Origin of the sequence: Bradyrhizobium sp. Bra78 (assembly GCF_024519855.1) — a bacterium.
Classification (GTDB): domain Bacteria; phylum Pseudomonadota; class Alphaproteobacteria; order Rhizobiales; family Xanthobacteraceae; genus Bradyrhizobium; species Bradyrhizobium japonicum_G.
Map to the genome: position 1 here is coordinate 122,626 of NZ_JALJRE010000018.1, position 25,676 is coordinate 148,301.

General features: G+C 63.7%; 20 protein-coding genes. 14 read left to right on the forward strand and 6 right to left on the reverse strand.

The annotated features are described in order from the left end of the window. Positions 1-82: 82 nt before the first annotated feature. The 9 genes from urtA (at position 83) to OC450_RS31030 (ending at position 11,211) form a co-directional block, all read left to right on the forward strand. On the forward strand, positions 83-1,342 hold the full coding sequence (urtA, locus tag OC450_RS30990) for an urea ABC transporter substrate-binding protein (protein ID WP_256808619.1): 1,260 nt from the start codon (positions 83-85) through the stop codon (positions 1,340-1,342). 132 nt (positions 1,343-1,474) lie between these two features. Continuing rightward, positions 1,475-2,401 carry an urea ABC transporter permease subunit UrtB gene (urtB, locus tag OC450_RS30995; protein ID WP_211384037.1) on the forward strand — a complete coding sequence of 309 codons (927 nt, stop codon included), beginning with the start codon at positions 1,475-1,477 and terminating at the stop codon, positions 2,399-2,401. A 17-nt stretch (positions 2,402-2,418) separates the two neighbouring features. Next, positions 2,419-3,561: an urea ABC transporter permease subunit UrtC gene (gene urtC / locus OC450_RS31000; RefSeq protein ID WP_256808620.1), complete on the forward strand. Its 1,143-nt coding sequence runs from the start codon at positions 2,419-2,421 to the stop codon at positions 3,559-3,561. 10 nt (positions 3,562-3,571) lie between these two features. After that, positions 3,572-4,327 carry an urea ABC transporter ATP-binding protein UrtD gene (urtD, locus tag OC450_RS31005; protein ID WP_211384039.1) on the forward strand — a complete coding sequence of 252 codons (756 nt, stop codon included), beginning with the start codon at positions 3,572-3,574 and terminating at the stop codon, positions 4,325-4,327. A gap of 11 nt (positions 4,328-4,338) precedes the next feature. Continuing rightward, positions 4,339-5,028: an urea ABC transporter ATP-binding subunit UrtE gene (gene urtE / locus OC450_RS31010; protein ID WP_211384040.1), complete on the forward strand. Its 690-nt coding sequence runs from the start codon at positions 4,339-4,341 to the stop codon at positions 5,026-5,028. Between the two features lie 27 nt (positions 5,029-5,055). After that, positions 5,056-6,285, forward strand: coding sequence for a formamidase (fmdA, locus tag OC450_RS31015; protein ID WP_211384041.1), 1,230 nt, complete (start codon positions 5,056-5,058; stop codon positions 6,283-6,285). A gap of 95 nt (positions 6,286-6,380) precedes the next feature. Beyond that, positions 6,381-6,758 carry an FmdB family zinc ribbon protein gene (locus OC450_RS31020; protein ID WP_211384042.1) on the forward strand — a complete coding sequence of 126 codons (378 nt, stop codon included), beginning with the start codon at positions 6,381-6,383 and terminating at the stop codon, positions 6,756-6,758. Positions 6,759-6,802: 44 nt separating this feature from the next. After that, positions 6,803-7,843 (forward strand): aliphatic amidase, encoded by a 1,041-nt coding sequence (locus OC450_RS31025; RefSeq protein ID WP_211384043.1) that lies wholly within the window; start codon positions 6,803-6,805, stop codon positions 7,841-7,843. A 371-nt stretch (positions 7,844-8,214) separates the two neighbouring features. Beyond that, entirely contained in the window at positions 8,215-11,211 is a 2,997-nt protein-coding gene (locus tag OC450_RS31030) for an autotransporter domain-containing protein (RefSeq protein ID WP_262049268.1), read from the forward strand. A gap of 3 nt (positions 11,212-11,214) precedes the next feature. Here the strand turns inward: OC450_RS31030 and OC450_RS31035 are convergent, their stop codons facing one another. From OC450_RS31035 to OC450_RS31050, 4 genes are all read right to left on the reverse strand, one after another. Continuing rightward, complete coding sequence (locus OC450_RS31035) at positions 11,215-12,045, reverse strand: MlaD family protein (protein WP_211384045.1); 831 nt, start codon at positions 12,043-12,045, stop codon at positions 11,215-11,217. 102 nt (positions 12,046-12,147) lie between these two features. Then, entirely contained in the window at positions 12,148-14,367 is a 2,220-nt protein-coding gene (locus tag OC450_RS31040) for an acetate--CoA ligase family protein (protein WP_256808625.1), read from the reverse strand. A 114-nt stretch (positions 14,368-14,481) separates the two neighbouring features. Further along, the gene (locus OC450_RS31045) at positions 14,482-15,057 is read right to left on the reverse strand and encodes a class GN sortase (protein ID WP_262049269.1); all 576 of its coding nucleotides are present in this window, start codon (positions 15,055-15,057) and stop codon (positions 14,482-14,484) included. A 99-nt stretch (positions 15,058-15,156) separates the two neighbouring features. After that, on the reverse strand, positions 15,157-17,418 hold the full coding sequence (locus OC450_RS31050; protein WP_262049270.1) for a marine proteobacterial sortase target protein: 2,262 nt from the start codon (positions 17,416-17,418) through the stop codon (positions 15,157-15,159). Between the two features lie 185 nt (positions 17,419-17,603). On the opposite strand from OC450_RS31050, the gene OC450_RS31055 reads away from it, so the two are divergent. Beyond that, positions 17,604-18,374, forward strand: coding sequence for a transcriptional regulator (locus tag OC450_RS31055; protein WP_211384049.1), 771 nt, complete (start codon positions 17,604-17,606; stop codon positions 18,372-18,374). A 76-nt stretch (positions 18,375-18,450) separates the two neighbouring features. Here OC450_RS31055 and OC450_RS31060 read toward each other — a convergent pair whose 3' ends face one another. Next, positions 18,451-19,671, reverse strand: a complete 1,221-nt coding sequence (locus OC450_RS31060; protein ID WP_256808631.1) for an ABC transporter substrate-binding protein — start codon at positions 19,669-19,671, stop codon at positions 18,451-18,453. Between the two features lie 78 nt (positions 19,672-19,749). Continuing rightward, a complete protein-coding gene (locus OC450_RS31065) occupies positions 19,750-21,300 on the reverse strand; it encodes an acyl-CoA synthetase (RefSeq protein ID WP_262049271.1) in 1,551 nt (516 codons plus the stop codon). A gap of 253 nt (positions 21,301-21,553) precedes the next feature. On the opposite strand from OC450_RS31065, the gene OC450_RS31070 reads away from it, so the two are divergent. From OC450_RS31070 to OC450_RS31085, 4 genes are all read left to right on the forward strand, one after another. Next, positions 21,554-22,690: an acyl-CoA dehydrogenase family protein gene (locus tag OC450_RS31070; RefSeq protein ID WP_262049272.1), complete on the forward strand. Its 1,137-nt coding sequence runs from the start codon at positions 21,554-21,556 to the stop codon at positions 22,688-22,690. A 127-nt stretch (positions 22,691-22,817) separates the two neighbouring features. Further along, positions 22,818-23,981 carry an acyl-CoA dehydrogenase family protein gene (locus tag OC450_RS31075; RefSeq protein WP_211384053.1) on the forward strand — a complete coding sequence of 388 codons (1,164 nt, stop codon included), beginning with the start codon at positions 22,818-22,820 and terminating at the stop codon, positions 23,979-23,981. Continuing rightward, complete coding sequence (locus tag OC450_RS31080) at positions 23,981-24,637, forward strand: glutathione S-transferase family protein (RefSeq protein ID WP_211384054.1); 657 nt, start codon at positions 23,981-23,983, stop codon at positions 24,635-24,637. The genes OC450_RS31075 and OC450_RS31080 overlap by 1 nt, the downstream gene beginning before the upstream one ends. Positions 24,638-24,824: 187 nt before the next feature. Then, complete coding sequence (locus tag OC450_RS31085; protein WP_211384055.1) at positions 24,825-25,625, forward strand: AraC family transcriptional regulator; 801 nt, start codon at positions 24,825-24,827, stop codon at positions 25,623-25,625. The last annotated feature ends 51 nt before the right edge of the window (positions 25,626-25,676 follow it).

Genomic DNA, 25,676 nt, shown 5'->3' on the forward strand with positions numbered 1-25,676 from the left:
ATCTTGCGTATGCTTGCGGTGCACAAATTCGAGCCATCCTCTCAGGACCAATCGCGTGTCCTCGAACAAAAGTGGGGTGCTCATGTCAGACGAAGCAAACAAGGGCCTGTTATCGCCGCTCCGGCGCAAATTATTGATGGGAATGGCCGCCGTGCCGGCCATCTCGATGCTGCCGCGGGCGTCTTTTGCGCAGACGCCGGCCACCTCGGCGGTCAATACGACGGGCCTTGCGGTCACCGACACCGAAGTGACCGTCGGCATCCTGCATTCGGCGACCGGCACCATGGCGATCTCCGAGACCGGCTCGATCGAAGCCGAGAAGCTCGCCATCGAGCAGATCAACGCCGCCGGCGGCGTGCTCGGGCGCAAGATCAAGTTCATCCAGGAGGACGGCGCCAGCGACTGGCCGACCTTCGCCGAGAAGGCCAAGAAGCTGCTCGTCAACGACAAGGTCGCGGCGATCATGGGCTGCTGGACCTCGGCCTCCCGCAAGGCCGTGCTGCCCGTCGTGGAGCAGTACAACGGCATGCTCTATTACCCGACCTTCTACGAAGGCCTCGAGCAGTCCAAGAACGTGATCTACACCGGCCAGGAAGCGACCCAGCAGATCCTCGCCGGCCTGAACTGGATAGCGAAGGAAAAGGGAGCGAAGTCGTTCTTCTTCATCGGCTCCGACTACATCTGGCCGCGCACCTCGAACAAGATCGCGCGCAAGCACGTCGAAAACGTGCTGAAGGGCAAGGTCGTCGGCGAGGAGTACTATCCGCTCGGCAACACCCAGTTCAACTCGGTCATCAACAAGATCAAGCTGACCAAGCCCGACGTGATCTTCACCGACGTCGTCGGCGGATCGAACGTCGCCTTCTACAAGCAGCTCAAGGCTGCCGGCATCGACCTGTCCAAGCAGGCGCTGCTGACGATCTCGGTGACCGAAGACGAGATCGACGGCATCGGCGGCGAGAACATCGCGGGCGCCTATGCCTGCATGAAGTACTTCCAGTCTCTCGACAATCCGAACAACAAGGCCTTCGTGCCCGCGTTCAAGAAGATGTGGGGCGAGAAGACCGTGATCGGAGACGTCACCCAGGCTGCCTATCTCGGCCCGTGGCTGTGGAAGTTGACGGTCGAGAAGGCCGGCTCCTTCGATGTCGACAAGATTGCGGCGGCTTCGCCCGGCGTCGAGTTCAAGGGCGCGCCGGAAGGCTATGTGCGCATCCACGAAAACCATCACCTCTGGTCGAAGACCCGGGTGGGACGCGCCAAGCTCGATGGTCAGTTCGAGCTGATCTACGAGACCGCCGATCTGGTCGAGCCGGATCCGTTCCCCAAGGGCTACCAGTAAAAGTCGCGGCGTCAGCCGCGGCTTCCCTCAAGATCACACCGCTCCCTGGCGTGGATTGCAAGTCCATACCCAAGACCCCCGCGTCGCGAACCTGCTCGCGACGCGGGACCCTATCCCCGACGGAGGACATCGATGTTCGGCGACTATTCGCTTGGTGATCTTGGTTCCATCTTCGTCATGCAGGGCTTTGCAGGACTGATCCTGTTCTCGGTCTACGTCCTGATGGCCCTAGGGCTCGCGATCATCTTCGGCCAGATGGGCGTCATCAACATGGCCCATGGCGAGTTCATGATCCTCGGGGCCTACGTCACCTGGATGACCTCGAATTTCTTCCAGACCTATTTGCCGAGCCTGTTCAGCGGCTATTTCTTCCTCGCCATGATCCTGGCCTTTGTCGCGTCCGGCGCATTGGGGATGCTGGTGGAGTGGGTGCTGATACGGCATCTCTACAAGCGCCCGCTCGACACCCTGCTGGCCACCTGGGGTCTCAGCCTGATGCTGCAGCAGGCCTATCGCTCCGTGTTCGGCGCGCGCGAGGTCGGCGTCGAGTTGCCGCAATGGATGCTTGGCTCGCTGCACGTCAGCGACAGCATCGAGGTGCCGATCAACGGTGTCTTCGTGATGTGTCTCACCGTCCTCATCACCGTCTGCGTCGCCTATGTGATGTACAAGTCGCGCTGGGGCCGCCAGGTGCGCGCTGTGGTGCAGAACCGCATCATGGCCGGCGCGGTCGGCATCAACACCGAGAAGGTCGACCGTTACACGTTCGGGCTCGGTTGCGGTATCGCCGGCGTCGCCGGCAGCGCCTTCACCATGATCGGATCGACCGGGCCGACGTCGGGTCAGCTCTACATCGTCGATACCTTCCTCGTCGTCGTGTTCGGCGGTGCCGCCAGCCTGCTCGGTACCATCGCGTCGGCATTCTCGATCTCGCAGACGCAATCCACCCTCGAGTTCTTCATGTCGGGCTCGATGGCCAAGGTGCTCACGTTGCTCGCCGTTGTCGGAATCCTGATGCTGCGGCCGCAGGGGCTGTTCGCCCTCAAGGTCCGCAAGTGAGAAATGGGGCTGATGCCATGACCGACAATCGGTTCTTCAATCGATCGGAGCTCATCGGAATTCTGGTGCTCGCGGTCTTCCTGGTCGTTGTCCTGCCGCTCACGCTGGATGTCTTTCGGCTCAACCTGGTCGCAAAATATCTGACCTATGCCTTCGTCGCGCTGGGGCTGGTGATCTGCTGGGGTTATGGCGGAATTCTCAGCCTCGGCCAAGGTGTGTTCTTCGGGCTCGGCGGCTACTGCATGGCGATGTTCCTCAAGCTCGAAGCATCGAGCGTCGAGAACACCAAGATCCAGTCGACCCCCGGCATCCCGGACTTCATGGACTGGAATCAGATCACGTCGCTGCCGCTGTTCTGGCAGCCGTTTCACAGTCTCACCTTCACCATCCTCGCCATTATCCTGGTCCCCGGCATCTTTGCCCTGATCATCGGCACGGCGATGTTCAAGCGCCGGGTCGGCGGCACCTACTTCGCCATCATCACCCAGGCAGTCGCGGCCATCCTCACCATCCTGATCGTGGGACAGCAGGGCTACACTGGCGGCATCAACGGCATGACCGATCTGCGGACGCTGAAGGGTTGGGACATCCGGCCCGATCACGCCAAGATAGTGCTGTACTTCTTCGAAGTTGGACTCTTGCTCGCCTGCATCATGATCGCGCAGTTCGTCCGGCACTCCAAGCTTGGACGTATCCTGGTTGCGATGCGCGAGAAGGAGGACCGGGTCCGCTTCTCCGGCTATAGCGTCGCGAACTTCAAGATCTTCGCCTTCTGCATCGCCGCCGTGTTCGCCGCGATCGGCGGCGCCATGTTCGCGCTCAACGTCGGCTTCATGTCGCCGTCCTTCGTCGGCATCGTGCCCTCGATCGAGATGGTGATCTACACCGCGGTCGGCGGCCGGTTGTCGATCCTTGGTGCAGTTTACGGCACGCTGCTGGTCAATTTTGCCAAGACCAGCCTGTCGGAATCCTTTCCCGAATTGTGGCTGTTTGGATTGGGCGGGCTGTTCATCACCGTCGTGCTGGCCTTCCCGAACGGCCTTGCGGGGATCTGGGGCGACTATGTGCAGCCGCGCATCGATCGTCTGATCTCGTCGCGCAAACCGAAACCCGAAGGCTGGACCGACAATTCGGTCGCCGACGGTGCCCCGGCGGAGTGAGGAGATCATCATGCTCGTAGGTCAACAGCCCAGGGAATTCCTGCTCGCCGTCGAAGCGCTGACCGTGTCGTTCGACGGGTTCAAGGCGGTCAACGATCTCTCTTTCTACGTCGATGAGAACGAGATCCGCGTCATCATCGGCCCAAACGGCGCCGGCAAGACCACCGTGCTCGACCTGATCTGCGGCAAGACCAGAGCGACATCCGGCTCGATCCAGTTCCGCGGCAAGGAGCTAACCCGGATGAAGGAAAACGAGATCGTCAAGACCGGCGTCGGCCGCAAGTTCCAGAATCCTTCGATCTATGACGACCTCACGGTGTTCGAGAATCTGGAGATCTCCTATCCGCGCGGCCGCTCGGTGTTCGGCGCGCTGACCTTCACCCGCGATGCGGCCGTCCGCGACCGCGTGCACGAGGTCGCGGAGATGATCTTCCTCCAGGATCGGCTGAACATGAGCGCCGACCTGCTCAGCCACGGCCAGAAGCAATGGCTCGAGATCGGCATGCTGCTGATCCAGGATCCGGACCTTTTGATGCTCGACGAGCCCGTCGCCGGGATGAGCGTGTCCGAGCGGGCCAAGACCGCCGAACTGCTCAACCGCATCATCAAGAACCGTTCGGTGCTGGTGATCGAGCACGACATGAAGTTCGTCGAGGACATCGCGCACAAGGTCACCGTGCTTCACCAGGGCCAGATTCTCTCCGAGGGGACCATGGACAAGGTGAAGAACGACCCCAAGGTCATCGAAGTTTACCTGGGACACTGAGGAGAATCTCGATGCTGGCTATTTCCGATCTTCACGTCGCTTACGGCCAGAGCGAGGTGCTGCACGGGCTCAACGTGAAGGTCGCCGCGAACGAGATCGTGGCGATCATGGGCCGCAACGGCATGGGCAAGACCACGCTGATGAAGTCGCTGATGGGTATCCTGCCGGCGAAGAGCGGCTCGGTCAGCATGGACGGCGCCGAGCTCGGCGGCCTGCCGAGCTACGAGCGGGTGGCCAAGGGCCTCGCCTATGTACCGCAGGGCCGCATGATCTTCTCGACCATGACGGTGAAGGAGAACATCGAGACCGGCCTCGTCGTCTCCGGCGGGACCGAAGTGCCCGCTGACATCTACGAATTATTTCCGGTGCTTCTGGAGATGAAGGGCCGCCGCGGCGGCAATCTCTCGGGCGGCCAGCAGCAACAGCTCGCGATCGCGCGCGCGCTCGCGACCAAGCCGAAAGTGCTGCTGCTGGACGAGCCGACCGAGGGCATCCAGCCGTCGATCATCAAGGAAATGGCGCGCACCTTGAAGCGCATCCGCGACGAAAAGGGGCTCTCGATCGTCGTGTCCGAACAGGTGCTGAGCTTCGCGCTCGACATCGCCGACCGCGTGCTGGTGATCGAGAACGGCGAGATCGTGCGCGACGATCCGCGCGATGCCGTCGATGCCGCGCAGGTCTCGAAATATCTGTCCGTCTAACCAACCGTGTAAAAGGGGAGCTTCTCGATGCCAGAGACACTGATCAAGGTCGATCTCACCAAGTCGGCTTACGAAAATGACATGGTGCATAACCGCTGGCACCCCGATATCCCGATCGTAGCCTGGGTCAATCCCGGCGACGATTTCATCATCGAGACCTATGACTGGACCGGCGGCTTCATCAAGAACAACGATTCCGCCGACGACGTGCGCGACATCGACCTGTCGATCGTGCACTTCCTCTCCGGTCCGATCGGCGTCAAGGGCGCCGAGCCCGGCGATCTCCTCGTGGTCGACCTGCTCGACGTCGGTCCGATGAAGGAGAGCCTCTGGGGCTTCAACGGCTTCTTCTCCAAGCAGAACGGCGGCGGTTTCCTCACCGACCATTTCCCCCTGGCGCAGAAGTCGATCTGGGACATCAAGGGTCTCTACACCTCGTCGCGTCACGTCCCCGGCGTGAACTTTGCCGGCCTCATCCATCCCGGCCTGATCGGCTGCCTGCCCGATCCGAAGATGCTGGACACCTGGAACAAGCGCGAGGCCGAGCTGATCTCGACCAACCCGACCCGCGTGCCCGGTCTTGCCAATCCGCCGTTCGCGCCGACCGCCCATGGCGGCCGCGCCAAGGGCGACGTCAAGGCCAAGATCGGAGCCGAGGGCGCCCGCACCGTGCCGCCGCGCGAGCATGGCGGTAATTGCGACATCAAGGACCTCTCGCGCGGCTCGAAGATCTACTTCCCGGTCTATGTGCCCGGCGCCGGTCTCTCGATGGGCGATCTGCACTTCAGCCAGGGCGACGGCGAGATCACCTTCTGCGGCGCGATCGAGATGGCCGGCTGGCTGCATCTCAAGGTCGAAGTGATCAAGGACGGCATGGCGAAGTACGGCATCAAGAATCCGATCTTCAAGCCGTCGCCGATCACGCCGAACTACAAGGACTATCTGATCTTCGAGGGCATCTCGGTCGACGAGCAAGGCAAGCAGCACTATCTCGACGTCCACATCGCCTATCGCCAGGCTTGTCTGAACGCCATCGAGTACCTGAAGAAGTTCGGCTACTCCGGCGCCCAGGCCTACTCGATCCTCGGCACCGCGCCGTGCCAGGGCCACATCTCCGGCGTCGTCGACGTGCCCAACGCCTGCGCCACGCTGTGGCTGCCGACCGAGATCTTCGACTTCGACGTCATGCCGTCGGCGGCCGGTCCCATCAAGCACATCACCGGCGATATCCAGATGCCGATCTCGCCGGACAAATAGTCTCCCTGCGCGACGGGATGCGGGACGGCACGGATTTGCCGCCCCGCATCCGCCGCGGGACTTCTCGAAACAGGCAAAAGCGTGGGGATGATGCGATGCCGGTCTACGAATATCTCTGTGACGATTGCGGTCCGTTCAAGGATCTGCGCCCGATGGCGGAATGCGACGACCCGCAGGAATGCCCGCATTGTGAAACCATGGCGCCGCGCGTGATCCTGACCGCACCAAATTTCTTCTGCATGCCGGCGGAGACCCGCAAGGCGCACGCCGTCAACGAGCGCAGCACGCATGCGCCGCAAACGCTTGCGCAATACAAGGCCTCGCATGGCCCCGGCTGCGGCTGCTGCTCGTCGGGCAAGACCGTGAAGGACAAGAGCGCGCCGGACAGGAAGAAGCCGGCGCGGCTGGTGACCAAGACCAGGAGCGGAGCAAAGGGCTTTCCCACGGCGCGCCCCTGGATGATCAGCCACTAACGCGCGCGGCAACCCAACACGAACAAGATACAGGAGCGCTCAAGATGCTTCACGGCGATATTTCCAGCAGCAACGACACCGTCGGCGTCGCGGTGGTCAACTACAAGATGCCTCGCCTGCACACCAAGGCCGAGGTGCTCGACAATGCCCGCAAGATCGCCGACATGCTGGTCGGCATGAAGGCCGGCCTGCCCGGCATGGACCTCGTGATCTTCCCGGAATACTCCACCCAGGGCATCATGTACGACTCCAAGGAGATGTACGAGACCGCCTCGGCGGTGCCCGGCGAAGAGACCGCGATCTTCGCCGAAGCCTGCCGCAAGGCGAAGGTATGGGGCGTGTTCTCGCTGACCGGCGAGCGCCACGAGGAACATCCGCACAAGGCGCCCTACAACACCCTGATCCTGATGAACGACAAGGGCGAGATCGTCCAGAAGTACCGCAAGATCATGCCCTGGGTGCCGATCGAGGGCTGGTATCCCGGCAACTGCACCTATGTTTCCGACGGCCCGAAGGGGATGAAGGTCAGCCTGATCATCTGCGACGACGGCAACTTTCCCGAGATCTGGCGCGACTGCGCCATGAAGGGCGCCGAACTGATCGTGCGTTGCCAGGGCTACATGTATCCGGCCAAGGAGCAGCAGATCCTGATTTCCAAGGCGATGGCCTGGGCCAACAATGTCTATGTGGCGGTCGCCAACGCCGCCGGCTTCGACGGCGTCTATTCCTATTTCGGTCACTCCGCGATCATCGGCTTCGACGGCCGCACGCTTGGCGAGTGCGGCGAGGAAGATTACGGCATCCAGTACGCGCAGCTCTCGAAACATCTGATCCGCGATGCGCGCCGCAACGGCCAGTCGCAGAACCATCTCTACAAGCTGGTCCACCGCGGCTATACCGGCATGATCAATTCCGGCGAAAGCCCGCGCGGTGTTGCGGCCTGCCCCTACGATTTCTACAAGAACTGGATCGCCGATCCGGAAGGGACGCGGGACATGGTCGAGGCCATGACCCGCTCGACCCCGGGAACCGACGAGTGCCCGATCGAGGGCATCCCGAACGAGGCAGCGGCCAGCAATTACTGAGCCGTTGCGGATGGCGCAGGGCGGGTAGCATGTTTGGCGCACCCGCCCTTCATCGCGAATGATGTGAACGACCGTACACAAGGCCGGACCCCCTGGTGCACCTTCGCACGCGTGAATTGAGAGCCGGGCGCGGCAACGCGTGGCGCGGTTGCAACATGAGCTGTTGAATCTGCCTAAGTTGCAGCCTCCTTGGCTGATTCTTGCCTTGCCGTAGTTCTACTGGCCGCACCCATGCCCTACGTTCCGCGCGGCGCCGCTGAGAGCGCCGGGGGCAGGGGCTGAGCGTGGGAGCTGGATTTCCATCGAGCGGGCAGGGTTGCTCGCGCCGGGGTGTTGCCCCGGTTCGCACGGCATTCTGGCTTGGCCTCGCCTTGAGCGCGGCCGCCGCGACAAATCCCGTAGCAGCGCAGCAGGTCTTCAACGGATCGCAGACCACGCCGAACGGTGCCATCAACGGTGGCGGCGGGGTGTGGGACACCACCACCACGAACTGGACGGATGTCTTCGGTTCGACCAGCAGCGCCTACGATCCCGCGTCAGCCGGCACGATATTCGGCTACTCGGGAGTCTTGACGCCGGCCACGGCCGGCACCGTGACGGTCGCGCCGAGTGGCGTCCAGCTCACCGGCCTCGTTGGCTTCGACGTCACCGGCGACAATTCGGTCTACACCATCCAGGGCGGCGACCTTCGGCTAGCCCCGGGCGGCACCACGTTCTTCACCAACGATGTCACCGGCACGGCGGATCCGTCGGCCGTGATCGCCTCGCGCATCACCGGCAGCGGCGGGATCAATGTCCAGGGACCCGGTATCCTGGCGCTGCTCGGCGCAAATATCTATACCGGCGACACTTTCATCTGCTCCTGCGCGGCGTTGCAGCTTGGTGACCCGACGCATACCGCGAGCATCATCGGCGCCGTCGTCAACGACGGTCTCTTCAACGTCGTCAATGCCGACACGTCGGGCATCACGTCGCTCCTGAACAGTTTCTCCGGCACGACGATGTTTCTCAACGCAACATCCGCCGGCTCTATGGTCATTACCAACAACGGCCAGCTGTACTTTGGCGATCCGTTCGGAACCGGGACCGACACCGCCACGGCCGGCCGGGCGACCATCACCAACGATGGCGGCTTGATCGGCTTCTTTGGCCGGACCAATGCAGGCTCCGCCAGCATCACTAACCAGAACGGCGGCACCACCGCGTTCATCGATCAAGCCTCGGCGGGCTCGGCGACCATCGTCAACAAGGACTTTGGCGGCACGAGCTTCGGCGCCGTGCCGGGAAGCACCGCGACCGCCGACAACGCAACAATCATCAACGATGTCGACGGCCAGACCGCTTTCGGCGGATTGTCGACGGCCGCCAATGCCACCATCATCACCAAGGACGGCGGCGCGACCAAGTTCTATGACAATTCCACCGGCGGCAACGCGCGCTTCATCACCACCGGCACGGGCATCGTTGACTTCGGGATCAGCCGCGGCCTGAACGGTGACGGCCGCATCACGGCCGGTTCGATCGAAGGCAATGGCACCTACTATATCGGGGGTGGCAACACGCTCGTCGTCGGTAGCAATAATCGCTCGACGCTGGTCGACGGTGTCATCGGCAACTACGATCCCTGCGGGTGCGGTTTCATCGGCGCCGGTTCCCTCGAAAAAGCAGGCAGCGGAACGCTGGTCCTTTCGGGCACCAATACCTATACCGGCACGACGACCGTCAATGGCGGCATCCTGCGGGTCGATGGCGACATCTCCCAATCGAGCCTGACCACCGTGAACGCGGGCGGAGCGCTGTTCGGCGCCGGGATCGTCGGTAATACCACCATCGCTGCCGGCGGCATCTTCGCGCCCGGTGACGGTGGTCCGGGCTCGAGCATGCTGGTTCTGGGGGACCTCGCCTTTCAGTCCGGTGCGGTCTACCTCGTGCAGGTCGGCAGCGGATCCACCGCGAGCTTTGCCAATGTTCTCGGCAATGTTGGCCTGAACGGCACCGTCGGCGTCTCGTTGTACGCTGGCAGCGCCATCTTGCCGCAATACAAGATCATGCAGTTTTCCGGCTCTGCCTCCGACAACTTTGCCGGTGTCGCCGCTCCCGGCGGCCTGATTGGCACGACGACCGTGGATCCCAGCGGCACCGTCTATCTCAATTTCACGCTGGACTACGGCGCGAAGTACGCCCTCAACGTCAATCAGAAGAACGTTGCCGCGACGCTTCAGAATTTCTTCAACGCGAATGGCTTTCTGCAAGCCGAATTCGCAGGCCTCGGCCCGAACGGCCTGACGCAGGCTTCCGGCGAACCGGCGACGGGTTCGCAGCAGACGACCTTCAACGCGATGAACCTGTTCCTCGGCTTGCTCACCGACGTGTTCGGCTCTGGGCGCAGTGGCACGCCTGGTGCGACGCCATACGCCGACGAGATCAGTGCGAACGCCTATGCCGCGACCGGCAAGGCCGCGCGTGACAAAAGCGCGCGCGACGCCTTTGCCTCGATCTCTCGCAAGGCACCGGCTCTGACGTTCGAGCAGCGCTGGGACGTGTGGGCGGCCGGCTATGGCGGCTCGCAGACCACCGATGGCAAGGCCGGCCTCGGTTCGAACAACACCACCAGCAGCGTCTATGGCACCGCCGTCGGTCTCGACTACCGCTTCTCGCCTTCGACGATTGCTGGCATCGCGCTTGCCGGCGGCGGCACCGGCTTCAACGTCAACGGGCTTGGCTGGGGCCGCTCCGACCTGTTCCAGGCCGGCGCGTTCGTGCGTCATACTGTGGGACCGGCCTACATCATGGCCGCGCTGGCCTACGGCTGGCAGGACGTCACGACCAATCGCATCGTCACCGCTGCCGGGGTCGATCAGTTGCGTGCGCAGTTCAAGGCCAATGCGTTCTCGGGCCGTATCGAGGGCGGCTATCGCCAGGCCACGCAGTGGATCGGCCTCACGCCCTACGCAGCGCTCCAGGCCACCATGTTCAGCCTGCCGGGCTATTCGGAGTTCGCGGTGGTCGGCAACAATACCTTTGCGCTCAACTATGCCGCCAAGGACATGACCAGCACCCGCACCGAACTCGGCCTGCGCGCGGACAAGTCATTCGCCGCGGCCGGCGGCCTGATGACCTTGCGCGGCCGCGTCGCCTGGGCCCATGACTACAATCCGGACCGCGCCGTCGGTGCGGTGTTTCAGACGTTGCCGGGATCGGCGTTCGTCGTGAACGGGGCCGTCCAGGCGCGCGATTCCGCATTGACCACGGCGGCGATACAGATGAGCTGGATGAACGGCTGGTCCGCGTCGGCGACCTTCGAGAGCGAGTTCTCGAACGTCACCCGCTCCTATGCCGGCAAGGGCGTCGTGCGTTACGCGTGGTAGGCGCTACCGCTTCTTCTGCGCCGGCTTGCGCGGCGGGCGCGGTGCGGCGGCGGGTGTGGGCGTCCCGCTCATCTTGTTGGCGGCCTCGCTGACGTCGAGCAGCGAGCGACGGATGTCGTCGAGGTAGCTCGCCGATTTCTTCTTCATGGTGTCGGCGAGCTCGCGCAGTCCCTGAACCTTTTCGAACAGCTCGTCGGCCTTGCCGTCGACGAAGCCGGGCACCACGCCTTCGATCTTCGTGACAGCCTTGTCGAAGCCCACGAAGGCACTGTCGACTTTGGCCATGACGGAATCGATTTCGTCGCCCTTGCTCTTGAGATCGGCGGTGTAGGTCTCGAACGTGCGCAGGCCCTCCTTGATCGCCGGGGCATTGCTCACGATCGTGCGGTCGACACTGTGCAGGGTGTCGACGATGGATTCGGCATCGCTGAGATCGGCGGTCAGTACCGGGACGCCGTCCGAGTCGAGGGGTACCGGCGGGGCGGAGGGGGCGCCGCCGATCAACGACACCGCGGCGACTCCGGTGAGGCCCTGGAACTCGATGCCGGCCACGGTATCCTTGCGGATCGGCGCGGCGTTATCGAGCGATACGAGCGCCACGACCTTGCGGGGATTGTCCAGCTTGATCGACAGGATCTGGCCGGCGGGCACGCCGTCGAAATTGACCGGCCCGCCGCGCCGCAATCCGCTGGCGGAGCCGCCCTCGAACACCACGCGCAACTGGCTGCGGCTCTGGAGGGTGCGCCATTTCTGCATGCCGAGCAGGCCGCCGAACGCCACGGCGATCACCGCCAGCGTCGCCGTTCCGATCACCAGATTGCTCGCGCGTGCCATCAGGGGCGATTCTACGGCCAAAGCAGGAAAGTTGGAAGGAGCCCGAATGGCCGCGATTCTAGGTAAGGCAGGTTAGGGAAGCGTAACCCGCCTTCCGCGACGTCAATGCCCGGCCGCACGCTTTGCCGCGGCATTGTTCAGGACGATGAGGGCATCGACGGCGACGCCCGTCCTGGCATTGATCAGGAACGGATTGATGTCGATCGAGGCGATCCGGTCGCCGGCATCCGCGATCAAATTGGACAGGCCGACCAGCGCCTTCACGGCGGAAGCCTCGTGCAAGGCCGGCTTGCCGCGATAGCCGCGCATCTTGATACCGGCCTTGGTGCGACCGATCAGGAGTCGCGCTTCGGCCTCGTCCAGCGGCGCTCCGGCGAGCGCCACGTCCTTCATCAGCTCGATGTCGATGCCGCCGGTGCCGAACAGCACGACCGGACCCATCTCGGCATCGAGCGAGGCGCCGACCACGAGCTCGAGATCGGCCTTGACCTGCTGCGCGATCAGGATGCCGTCGAGCTTCGGCTTGCCCTTCAGCTTGTTCACGCGCGCGGTGATGTCGCTGAACGCCTTCTTCACCTCGGCCGCGGTGGTGAGATTCAGCACCACGCCGCCGATGTCGGATTTGTGCAGGATCTCGGCGCTGACGAGTTTTGCCACGACCGGGAAGCCGATCTGCTTGGCGATCTTCACGGCCTCGGCTGCCGTCTGCGCGATCGCCTCCTTCGAGATCGGGATGCCGTAGGCTTTCAGGAGCTTCTTCGAGGCGACCTCGTCGAGCGCGGCGCCGGTTGCCGATCTCAGCGCCTTCTCCAGCACGGCACGCGCGGCAGGCTTTGAGCTCGAGGCGATGTCAGGCACCTCCTTGCGAAGCTTGGCATAGGCAAGCAGCGACCTGATCGCGGTCACCGCGCGGTCCATGCCCTGCATCACTGCAAGATGCGGCAGCGATTTGCGCAGGGACTTGGTGAACTCGGTGAAGCCGATCGACATCGCGCTGATGTAGATCACCGGCTTACCGGCCCGGCTCGCCATCTCGTTGACGATGCGCAGATTGCGCTCACGCAGCTCGTGCGGCGCTTTCGGCAGTTCGGCATCGATGATGACGATGTCGATATCGGGATCCTCGATCATCAGCTCGATCGACTTCATGTAGACGGAGGGATCGACCACCGCGGCAAAGCCGGCGTCGAGCGGATTGCCGACGATCGAGCCTGGCCCGAGCATTTTCGCAAGCTCCGAGCTGACATGCGTGCTCAGCGGCGCGAAGTTCAGATCTTCCGCGTAGAAGGCATCGATCAGCATGCCGCGCTTGCCGCCGGACAGCGTGACCGCGGCGAGCCGGTCGCCTTTGGGCACGACAGAGTGAACGAAGCATTCGGTGGTCTCGATCAGTTCGTCGAGCCCGCCAACCCGGATCACGCCCTCGCGCGTTGCAACGGCATCGAATGTCTCGATCGAGCCTGCGAGCGCTCCGGTGTGCGCCATCGCCGCCGCGCGGCCTCCCTCGGACGCGCCGAGCTTGAGCGCGATCACCGGCTTGCTCGCGGCACGTGCAGCCTTGCAGGCCTCCCGGAACGCCTTGGTGTTGCGCACGCCCTCGAGATAGACGACGATCACCTTGATGCTCGGATCCTCTGCGAAATAGCGCATCAGGTCCGGCGTCTCGAGCCCGGCCTCGTTGCCGGTCGTCACCATGTAGCCCACTCCGACGCCGCGATCCTCCAGCGCCTGGCGGATCGCCATGACGATGGCGCCGGATTGTCCGGCGATCGCCACCGCGCCCTGTTCCATGGTGACGATCCGGTCGTCGATATTGGTGAAGAGCTTTTCGCCAGCGCTCAGATTGCCGAGGCAATTCGGGCCGGTGACGGCCAGGCCTGTCTCGCGCACGGCCGCCTGCAGTTCGGCCGCGAGCTTCTGGCTCTGCTCATCCTGCAACTCGCTGAAGCCCGAGGTGACGATGGTGGCCGAGCGCGCGCCGGCCGCTGCGGCATCGCGGATCACTTGCACCGCAAAGCGCGCCGGCACCAGCACCAGCACGTGATCTGGCTTCTCCGGGAGGCTGGCAAAATCCTTGAAGCAGGGGACGCCCCAGATGGTCTCTCGCTTGGCATTGACCGGATAGAGTCCGCCCTCGAAGCCGTATTTGACCAGATTGTTCCAGATGCGCTCGGCATAGTTGCCGGGCTTGTCGGTCGCGCCCACCAGCACGATGTTGTGCGGGTGCAGCATGGCGTGGATGCCCTTGACGATGTCGCTGGCGTCGGGCGTTGGAGACCATGGGCGCGAAGAACCGGACGCAGCAGATACGCGAGCTTCCATGGCGTGACCTCACCTGTTGTTCTTGTTGGCGGTGCGTCACTCTGTTCTATGGCGAGTTCTTCGGACTGGCAACCACATGGTATGCCGCGTGATGGAATGAGCGATGCATCGCACTTATTCATCTTTATCGACGCCAATCAGGACGCCATGCAGGACATAACGTTCGGGCCCGGGCGTCACCGCCTCGAACGGCCAGCACGTGGTGAGCACGAGTTGGAAATCCTGCGCCGTGGGATCGATGCCGGATTCATCGAAGCTGACGATGGCCGAGGCGTCCGCGCGATAGCGGAACTGCCTACCGTCGCGACGGGTGATCTCGATGATATCTCCGATGGCGACGTTTCGCAGGAAACGGAAATGCGTGTCGCGATGGCCGGCATAGACGGCAACACCGCGCTCGCCCGCGTCAGCCGTTTGGAGGATATGGCCGGGACCGAAAGCGAGCGCCTGGCCGCTCGTGCCTTCCAGCACGATCGCGCTGGCGCCGATCCGCTTTACCTCGATCCGCGCGACGGGCCAGGTGTCGGCCCATGACCATGGCTTGACCACTTCGCCGGTCGCAACACTCCTGTCGAACGCGCGCTGCAGCAGCACCTGCGCGAGCCAGGCCTTGGCGTGGATGTAGGCGCCGTCGCCGAACAGGAGGATGCCTATCAGCGCCAGGACCAGGGGAGAGACGAAGCGGGTCATCGGTGTCTCTCGTTCGTCATTTCGAAAAAGGCGCGCGCGGCCGTTGGTGTGGGACGGGCAGCCGCGCGCGCTAACAGAGGAGTTTGGGGGGCTCCTCTCTCAAGCGGCGTCAGTGAGCAAGGTCTGACGCCGGTTGAACACGAACAGGACCAGGGCAAGCACGATCAGGACCAGGCCTGCGATCATCTTCAGCTCGGCCGAGGTTGCGGTCTTGGGCAGACGGATCCCATCGGGTGAAGCTGGTGTTGGCCGCCTTGCCGTCGGTTGATTGCGCGCATCGGCATGGCGCTCGCGCAACTGACCCGGCACCTGCGGCTGCTCGCCAAAGACCTTCTCGAAGTCCCAGCCGGCCGGCAGGTTGATCGGCAATTCGCTGAGCCTGAGCGGCTCGCCTTCGGGACGGCTCGGCGTCTTGTCGACCGCGACGAGGCTCGTCAGTCGCGTGACGATCTGATGGTCGAGCGCCAGCGCCAGGATCGCCTTGTCGGCCTGCTCCGGCGTGAGTTCCCGCATGGTGCGCGCCACTTCGGCGTCGCCGATCTTGCGCTTCGCCCACAGCTTCGACAGGCCCTTGCCTTCGGCTGCGTTCTGCAGCGGCAGCGACACCGACCACGGACGGTCGCCGACGCGTCCCTTGATCTCGAGCGAGCCCGCGAGCTTGTCGAGCTTTGCCGCCAGCACCAGCGGCTCGTCGCGATAGACATCCGGAATGATCGCCGGTGTGACGTCGGCCTTGGCTTCGGAGAACCTTACACTGAGGCCGGTCACCGCCGGGTTCTCCAGCTTGGCGAACAGGCCGCGCATGCGTTCCTCGACCTGCTCGACGGAGCCGATATGGGTGAAGGCACCGCGGCCGAGCTCGGCGGCGCGCGTCATCAGGTAGGTGTTGGGCGCGGAGCCGATGCCGACCATGAACACACGTGAGCGGCCGCGCATCGCCGTGATCGTTTCGAACAATTGCTGCTCATTGCCGATGGCGCCGTCGGTCAGGAACACGACCTGGCGAACCATGCTGGTGTCGCCGAGCTTGTCGGTCAGCGCTGCACGCATCGCCGGCACCATCTCGGTGCCGCCACGCGCCTGCAGCGCATCGACGAACGAAGTCGCCTCGCGGACATGCGTGCCATCCGCCGGCACCGAGGTCGGAAACAGCACGTCCATGGTATCGTCGAAGCGAATGACGTTGAAATGATCGGTCGGCTGGAGACGAGCGAGCGCATAAGTGAGGCTGGCCTTGGCCTGTACGATCGACGTTCCGCCCATCGAGCCGGAATTGTCGATCACGAACACGACTTCGCGCGGCAGCGGCTTCTGCGTCGCCTGCTCGGTGGTGGGCGGTGTAACGAAAGCGAGCAAATAGTCGGCGTCGCCGACATGCTCGCGGAACAGGCCGACCGACGGCGCCTTCTCCGCGGCCGGTTTCCAGGTCAGCTCGAAATCGCGGTCGGCTGGCACGGCACCATCGGCAAGCGTGATCACGCGTGTCGTGCTGTCCGGGCTCTCGATCTTGACGTTATGGTGAAGGCTCTTGACCTCGCCCAGCGCAAACCCGGCCTTCAGGTGCACCGTGATGCTGGTCGGATTGACCGGCGCATTCCGGGCAGGATCCAGCACCGGCGGCGAGATGCGGTCGCGGTCCGGCACCGGGTCCGACGTCGTCGCGCCCCAGCCGGAGCCATCGTTGCGGAAGTCGACGCTCTGCACGATCGGCGCCGGATTGTAGCGTGGCCCGACCACCAGCGGCAGGCGCAGCGAATATTCGTTGGCGGATTGCTGCACCTGCTCCTGATATTCGATCTGTACCAGCACGGTTTCGCCGGGGCCGATATTGGCGACCGAGTTGGTGAAGATGTTCGGCCGCTCCTGCTCGGTGAGCGCGGCCTTCTGGCCGGCGCGTCGCGCCTCTTCGTAGATCACGCGCGCTTGCTGCCGCTGCTTGATGTCGCCGACGATGACGCGGTCGCCGACCACCATCTTCAGCGTATCGACGGCCCCGCCGGTGGGAAGCGGATAGACATAGGTCGCCTCGACCCAGTCCTTGGTCGGGTTGCGGAATACCTGCGTGACGCGGGCGCGCAACGTCGGGCCGGAGACCGTGACGTCGATATCGATGCCGAGGCGGATCGCTTCGATGGTGGCGCCGTCTTCTTTGAGGAGGAGGGTGCCGGATCGGGCATCGCGGGGCTGGAGCAGGCTGGCCTGCTCCGTCGTCGCCGACCAGCCCGGCTCGAAGCTCACCAGCAGGGCCACGAAGGCGACCAGCATCACCGCGATGCCCTGCGCCAGAAGGAACAGTCCGACCACAATGAGTCTGCCCAGCCAGGGGTGTTCGTTGCTGTCGACCGCGTCGTAATTGTCCATTTGGCTTGCTCCCGAAGGTGTTTGACGTTGCAGAGCATCGGTCGGGAGCGGGCGATTTCGCGAGCAGAATGATCGGCAATGTTCCGCCGCGGTCGGCCTGGATCGGCCGCCGCCGGGATGGCCAGGTGCGGTTTTGTGCTGGTTTGTCCGCCCTGCTAGGATGGCCGTCCTGGAGCAGGGCCACGATGCAGATGCAGGACAAATTCACCGACAAGCAGCTCTCGGACGAGCAGAGCCGCGAGGTCGCGGAGACTATTCGCGAGGAGCTCGCCAGACGCCGGATCTCCCGGCAAGCGCTGGCCGAGCAGGCCAAGCTCAGCCTGTCGACGCTGGAGAAGGTCCTTGGCGGGCGGCGGCCGTTCACGCTGGCGACGACGGTGCGGCTGGAGCAGGCGCTGGGCGTCTCCTTGCGCAAAAGCGTCGTCGTGATGACGCCTCCGGCCGCAAGCGATGTCGCGCCCGACAGCCTTGGCTCCTACGCCCATCGCGCGGTGACCTGGCTCGAGGACGTCTACATCACGCTGCGGCCGTCGTTCGGGGACAAGGACGCGATCTTCGCCTACCGCACCGAGATCGTCTGGGAGCCGAGGGTCTCGTCACTGGTGTTCCGCGAAGGTGAGCGAACCGATGCCGCCTATGAGCACACCGGCGAGGTCGCAGTGCCGCATCAGTCCGGCTTCATCTATCTCGTCATCATAAAGCACGGACAGCATCGCGTGATCACGGTGTCGCGGCCGACGGTTGCCGGCGAAATGTACGGCATCATCTCGACGCTCCGCGCCGGGCCCGGCTCGCAGCTGACGCCGATCGCTGCGCCGATCGCCTATGTGCCGCTCAGGAATGTCCCGAAGCCGTCGCTGGGACGGGTCGCGCCTGATGACGCCAACCATGCGCTTTATCGCGGTCACTTGCGCCGCACGATCGACGAGTCTTTTGCGCTCTTCCTGCCGGGATAGCTCGCCCGCCGAGCGCACATAAAAAATAGCGGCCTTTCGGCCGCTATTTCGTTGAGACCTGTCCAATCGAGGTGAGCTAGCCTCCGGTCTCGGCGGTGATGATGTCGCCGAACAGCTCCCACTGGCCCTTCTTGAACCGCCACATCTTGAGCTGCTCGATCGGCGCGAAGTCCGTGGCGGAGGTGTTGATCTTGATCCCCGGGATCAGCGTGTCGGGCACGAAGTCCTTGAGGCTGGCCGCCTGCTTCATCACGTTTTCACGAGTCAGGTTGTCGCCCGACTGCTTCAGCACCTGCACCATCGTCTGGGCTGCTGCATAGGCGTAAACGAGATTGGCGTCGGAAATGTTCGCGCCGGGCATGTACTTGTCGATGAAGACCATGAACTTCTTCATGCCCTCGTCGTCCTTCCACTGCGGATCCGACGCGTCCTTCAGATAGCCGGCGGACAGCACGCCTTCGGAGGCCTCGAGGCCGGCGGGCTTCATCACCGCACCGATCGACACCGAGACGTCGGTCATCAGGTGCATCGGCTTCCACTCCAGCTCCGCGATCTTCTTGATGGCCTGCGCCGCGAACTTCGGGGTCGCGATGTTGACGAAAACATCGGCGCCGGTGCCCTTGAGCTTGACGATATGGGCGTCGATCGAAGGCTCCGAGGTTTCGTAGCTCTCTTCGGCCACGATCAGCTTCGATGCCTTGTCGCCGAACACGTCCTTGATGCCGGCGAGGTAATCCTTGCCGAAATCGTCGTTGGCATAGAAGATCGCGACCTTGGCGTCCGGCTTCTCCTTCAGGATGTATTTTGCGAAGATCTGTGCCTCGACCCGGTAGCTGGGCTGGAAGCCCATGGTCCAGGGGAAGTTCTTGGGGTCGTTCCACTTGCTGGCGCCGGTGGCGAGGAACAGCTGCGGCACCTTCTTGGCGTTGTGATATTTCTGCACGGCGGTCTGGGTCGGCGTGCCCAGCGCGTTGAAGATCAAAAATACCTCGTCGCTCTCGATCAGCTTGCGGACCTGCTCCACGGTCTTGGGCGGCGAATAGCCGTCGTCATAGGAGATCCAGGTGATCTTGCGGCCGTTGATGCCGCCCTGGTCGTTGATCATCTTGAAATAGGCTTCCTCGGTCTTGCCGATGACGCCGTAGGCGGAAGCTGGACCGGAATAGGCCTCGACGTTGCCGATCTTGATCTCGGTGTCGGTGACGCCGGTGTCGTATTTCTTTTGCGCCTGGGCGGATTGGGTTGCAAGCAGCGTCATCGCTGTTGCTGCGGCAAGCAGTGTCAGTTTCTTGTTCATGAAAATTCCTTGGGGTTTCTTTGGGTTTCTTCTGGGCAGGCACGCAAAAAAGAAAAGCGCCCGCAAGGGGCGCTCCGATCAGGCGTTGGCGGCCTTCTTGTCGACTTCCGAGGCCGCCGAGAATTCCTTGCGCAAGGTCGGTTTGTGGATCTTGCCGGTTGCGTTGCGTGGCAGCGCATTGACGAAGCGGATCTGGCGTGGGCATTTGAAACGCGCCAGATTGGCCGCGCAATGCGCGATGACATCGGCCTCGGTCAGCTTTTGTCCCGGCTTGACCGCAACAATGGCAAGGCCCACTTCACCCCATTGCGGATCGGGAATGCCGATCACGGCGGCTTCGGCGATGGCGTCGAGCTGGTGCAGGACGTTCTCGACCTCCGCCGGATAGACGTTCTCGCCGCCGGAGATGTACATGTCCTTCCAGCGGTCGACGATGTAGTAGAAGCCTTCCTCGTCGACGCGCGTTGCGTCGCCGGTGTGCAGCCAGCCGTCGGTGAAGGACGTCTTGTTGGCCTCCGGCCTGTTCCAGTAGCCGGGCGTGATGTTCGGCCCCTTCACCCAGAGCTCGCCGAGCTCGCCGACATCGGCATCGTTGCCATCGGGCCGCACGATGCGGACCTCCGTGTGCAGCACCGGCTTGCCCGCGGAGCCGGCTTTGCGCGCGGCATCTTCGCGATCCAGCACCAGCACGGCCGGCGAGGTCTCGGTCATGCCGTAGCCTTGCTGGAGCGCGACGCCGCGCGCTTCCCACGCTTTCAGCAGCGGCACCGGCATCGGCGCGCCGCCGACACCGCCGACGATCAATCGGCCGAGATCGGTGGTCGCGAAGGCCGGATGCTGCGCCATGAACTGGTAGATCGCGGGCACGCCGAAGAACGCGTTGATGCCCTGCGCGGGATCGTTGATCAGGCCGAGCGCCATGCCGGGATCGAAGGCGCGCATGATCATCGCGGTGCCGCCGGCATGCAGCACCGGATTCGTGTAGCAATTGAGTCCGCCGGTGTGGAACAGCGGCAGCACGGTGAGCAGCACCGAAGACGGTCCGATGCAGGCCGGGCCGCCGAGATTGACGCAGTTCCAGAAGGTCATGCCATGGGTGATGGTCGCGCCCTTCGGATGCCCAGTGGTGCCCGACGTGTACATGATGGTCGAGACGTCATCGAGCGTGACCTCCTCGATCGCCGCGAGCGGTCTTGCGGCCGCGATGCCGGCTTCATAGCTCCCGCCGGGACCGAGCAGCAGGCTGGTCGCGATGCCGCAGAGTTTTGCGACGGCAAGCGCCGTCTCGGCCAGCTCGACGTCGTGGATCATCACCTTCGGCGCGCAATCGCCGGTGATGAACTGAAGCTCGGGAACGGTGAGACGCGTGTTCAGCGGCACGAAGATCGCGCCTAGCCGGCCGCAGGCAAACTGCACCTCCAGCGTATCGGTGGTGTTCAGCGCCAGCACCGCGACGCGGTCGCCGCGCGAGACTTCCAGCGTGTGACGCAGGAAGGAGGCGAGGCGCGAGATGCGGACGTCGAGTTGCGCATAGGTGAAGCGGCGCTCGCTCGCCAGATCGATCACCGCAACCTTATCAGGTGACCGGCGGCGATGGTGGGCGATCCAATCGTAGTAACGAACGGCCAAAAATCCCTCCCTCGGCGGTCTTGTGCCGCCTGCGCTCTATTGCCGTGCACCATGCCCGGCGTGGCCAAGGGAGGCCAGCCGGAGTTTTGTGCACCACTTTTTTGACCAGGAGTTGGCCTGTGAGTGACGAAAATCGTCTTGCGTTGAGTTGCTAGATTGTCGCCATGGCCGCAGCCAGCCACTCCGCGCAAGTGAACCGCCAATGTTCCAGCGATGGTGGGCGAGACGAATCCGTCAACGAGGCAGGAGTGCGATGACGAGCCCGTTCTACACCGCCGAGCATGACGCTTTCCGCGACGTCATGCGCCGCTTCGTCGAGAAGGAGATTACGCCGTTTGCCCATGAATGGGACGAAGCGGGTGAATTTCCCCGCGCCCTCTATCGCAAGGCGGCCGAGATCGGCCTGTTGGGACTTGGATTCCCCGAGGAATATGGCGGGATCGCCGCCGACCAGTTCATGAAGATCGTGGCGAGCCAGGAGCTGGCACGGGCGGGCGCCGGCGGCATCAGCGCGAGCCTGATGAGCCACACCATCGGCTCGCCGCCGATCGCGCGGGCGGCGCGCCCGGAGGTTAGGGCGCGCGTGCTGCCGCAGGTGCTCGCCGGCGAGAAGATTTCCGCTCTTGCGATCACCGAACCGGGCGGCGGCTCGGACGTCGCCAATCTGCGGACCAGGGCTCGGCGCGAGGGCGATCACTACGTCGTGACCGGCGAGAAGACCTTCATCACCTCCGGGATGCGCGCCGATTATCTGACCGTTGCGGTGCGCACCGGCGGCGAGGGTGCCGGTGGCGTCAGCCTGCTCCTGATCGAGGGGGATACGCCCGGCCTGTCGCGGACAAAACTGAAGAAGATGGGTTGGTGGGCCTCCGATACCGCGACGCTGCATTTCGACGACTGCCGCGTGCCGGCCGAAAACCTGATCGGCGAGGAAGGCCAGGGCTTCAAGATCATCATGCAGAATTTCAACAGCGAGCGCATCGGCATGGCGGCGAGCTGCACCGCCTTCGCGCGTGTCTGCCTCGACGAGGCGATTGCCTACGCCAAGGAGCGCAAGACGTTCGGCAAGCCGTTGGCGCAGCACCAGGTCATCCGCCACAAGATCGTGGACATGGCGCAGAAGGTCGCCGCAAGTCAGGCAATGCTGGAAATGCTGGCATGGCGCCTGGAGCAGGGCGAAAGCCCCGTCGCCGAGATATGCATGATGAAGAATCAGGCGACGCAGACCATGGCGTTTTGCGCCTCGGAGGCCGTGCAGATTTTCGGCGGCGCCGGCTTCATGCGCGGTATCAAGGCCGAGCGCATCTACCGCGAGGTCAAGGTCAACGCCATCGGCGGCGGCACCGAGGAGATCATGAAGGATCTGGCGTCGCGGCAGATGGGGCTGTGAGTATTCTTCCTTGCGTCATTCCGGGGCGCGAGCGAAGCGAGTGAGCCCGGAATCCATAACCACCAGCCGTGGTTATGGATTCCGGGCCTGGCCCTTCGGGCCATCCCGGAATGACGATGGAGAGAGAATGCTATTCACCGCCGACCACGACGAGATCCGCCGGAGCTTGCAAAAATTCATCGCGGGCGAGATCAACCCCCATGTCGATGAATGGGAGAAGGCCGGCATCTTCCCGGCGCACGAGCTGTTCAGGAAAATGGGCAGCCTCGGCTTTCTCGGCCTCAACAAGCCGCTCGAGTTCGGCGGCTCGGGTCTCGACTATTCCTACGCGCTGATGATGGCGGAAGAACTGGGCGCCATCACCTGCGGCGGCGTGCCGATGGCGATCGGGGTGCAGACCGACATGGCGACGCCGGCGCTGGCGCGGTTCGGCTCGGACGAGGTGCGGCGCGAGTTTCTCAGCCCCTCGATCTCGGGCGACTTCGTTGCCTGCATCGGTGTCTCCGAGCCGGGCGCGGGCTCGGACGTCGCCTCGATCAAGACCAACGCGCGTTCGGATGGCGACGACTACGTCATCGATGGCGGCAAGATGTGGATCACCAACGGCACACAGGCTGACTGGATCTGCCTGCTCGCCAACACCGGCGACGGGCCCGTTCACCGCAACAAGTCGCTGATCTGCGTGCCCATGAAGACCAAGGGCGTCACCGTCGCGCGAAAGCTCGACAAGATGGGGATGCGCTCCTCCGACACCGCGCAGATATTCTTCGACGATGTCCGCGTGCCCAAGCGCAACCGGATCGGCGAGGAGGGCAAAGGCTTCACCTACCAGATGATCCAGTTCCAGGAGGAGCGGCTCTGGGGCGCCGCCGCCTGCCTGAAGTCGCACGAATACATCATCAATGAAACGATCGAATACACGAGAAACCGCAAGGCGTTCGGTAAGTCGATTCTCGACAACCAGGTCGTCCACTTCAAGCTCGCGGAGATGCAGACCGAGGTCGAGCTGTTGCGCGCGCTGATCTATCGCGCCGCCGAGCAGCTGGTCGCCGGCGAGGACGTGACGAAGCTTGCGACCATGGCCAAGCTGAAGGCCGGCCGGCTCGGCCGCGAGCTCACCGACGCCTGCTTGCAATATTGGGGCGGAATGGGCTTTACCAACGAGACGCCGGTCAGCCGCGCCTATCGCGACGGCCGGCTGACCTCGATCGGCGGCGGCGCCGACGAGGTCATGCTGATGGTCCTGTGCAAGATGATGGGCACGCTGCCCGGCAGCAAGGGAAGTTCCTGATGATCACGCTCTATCACTGCGACGCCGCGCGCTCGTTCCGCCCGCTCTGGATGCTGGAGGAGATGGGGCTGCCGTATGAGCTCAAAATGCTGCCGTTCCCGCCGAGGGTCTTTGCCAAGGATTATCTCGGCATCAATCCGCTTGGCACGATCCCTTTCCTGATCGACGGCGAGACGAAGATGACCGAGTCCTCCGGCATCTGCCACTATCTCGGCATCAAGCACGGGCCGACGCCGCTGATGGTCGGTCCGGAGGATCCCGCCTATGGCGCCTTCCTGAACTGGATGTATTTCAGCGACGCCACGTTAACCTTCCCGCAAACGCTGGTGCTCCGATACACCCAGCTCGAGCCGGAGGAGCGCCGCAATCCGCAGGTCGCCGGCGACTACGCCAAATGGTTTCTGGGCCGGCTGCGCGCCGTCGAGGCCGCCACCGCAAATGCCGAAACCCTGTGTGCCGGCCGCTTCACCGCCGCAGATGTCGTGATCGGCTATGCGCTCCGCCTCGCCGACAATATCGGGCTGGCCAAGGATTTTGGGCCAAATGTCGCAGCCTATTGGGCGCGTTTGCAGCAGCGCGACGGCTTCAAGCGCGCGGTTGCTGCAGAGCAGAAGGCCGGGATCGAGCAGAACATTGTGCCGAGGGTAAGGGCCTAAGACTTGTCGTCCCGGCGTAAGGCCGGGACGACGACTGTTGAAGGGTTCCGGATGCGGTTCGACAGCCGCCCGGGAATGCTGACCTTTTGCGCGCCATGACAGCGCTATCCCGCCGTGACACCGCCCGAATTTAGGCTAAGGTGATCTCCGTCCGCAGCGGCCAAAGAGCCGCGCGAGGAGGATCCCCATGGAAGATAACGGTCGCGAATCCGACCATCTGATGCTGATCACGCCGGAGCGGGTGTTCTATGCCGGCCTGCTCGGCCGCCCCCGCAAGCGGACGCCCGGCTGCTGTCACGTCTACGTGGCGGTCAAAGGCAGCCTGCATCTGACGATCGACGACGCCCTCGCCACCGGCGAGCTGTTCGTCACCCTGCCGAACCAGCGGCATTCCATCGCCAGCGACTACCGCACCGCAATCAGCGTGACGCTCGAGCCCGAGAGCTTGCCGGATGGCGTGATCGAGGCTCTGGCTGAGCGGCTGACCGGACCGGACAAGGCCGTCTATGCCCGCAAGATCCTCGCCGCTTATACGTTGCTGCGCCAGCGCCGCTATAACGACATCACCACCGCCGAATTCGACGAGATGTGTTTTGGCGAGGCGCTGCCGCGCCGCGTGCTCGACCCGCGCGTGATGCGCGCAGTGGCCCGCATCGGCCGCTTCTCCGGAGAGCCGGTGACCGCGGATACTTGTGCGGCCGAAGCGGGGCTCTCGGCGTCGCGCTTCCTGCATCTGTTCAAGGAAGAGACCGGCATCTCATTCCGGTCCTTCCGCGCCTGGAAGCGCGCGCGGCACCTGCTGCATTTCGCCAACCAGGACCTCAACCTCGCCCATCTCGCGCAGGACATCGGTTATCCCGACTCGACCCATTTCAGCCACTCGATCCGCCGCTTCTACGGATTGAAGCCGCGCGCGATCTTCGTCGGCTCGCGCGACCTCGCGATCTATCGCAGCAGCGAGACGGTACGGCTGGCGGAGGCGAGCTAGTGTCCTGAACCAGAAGTTCGCGACATCGGGTCGTTTTCTGCGGGGGCATTG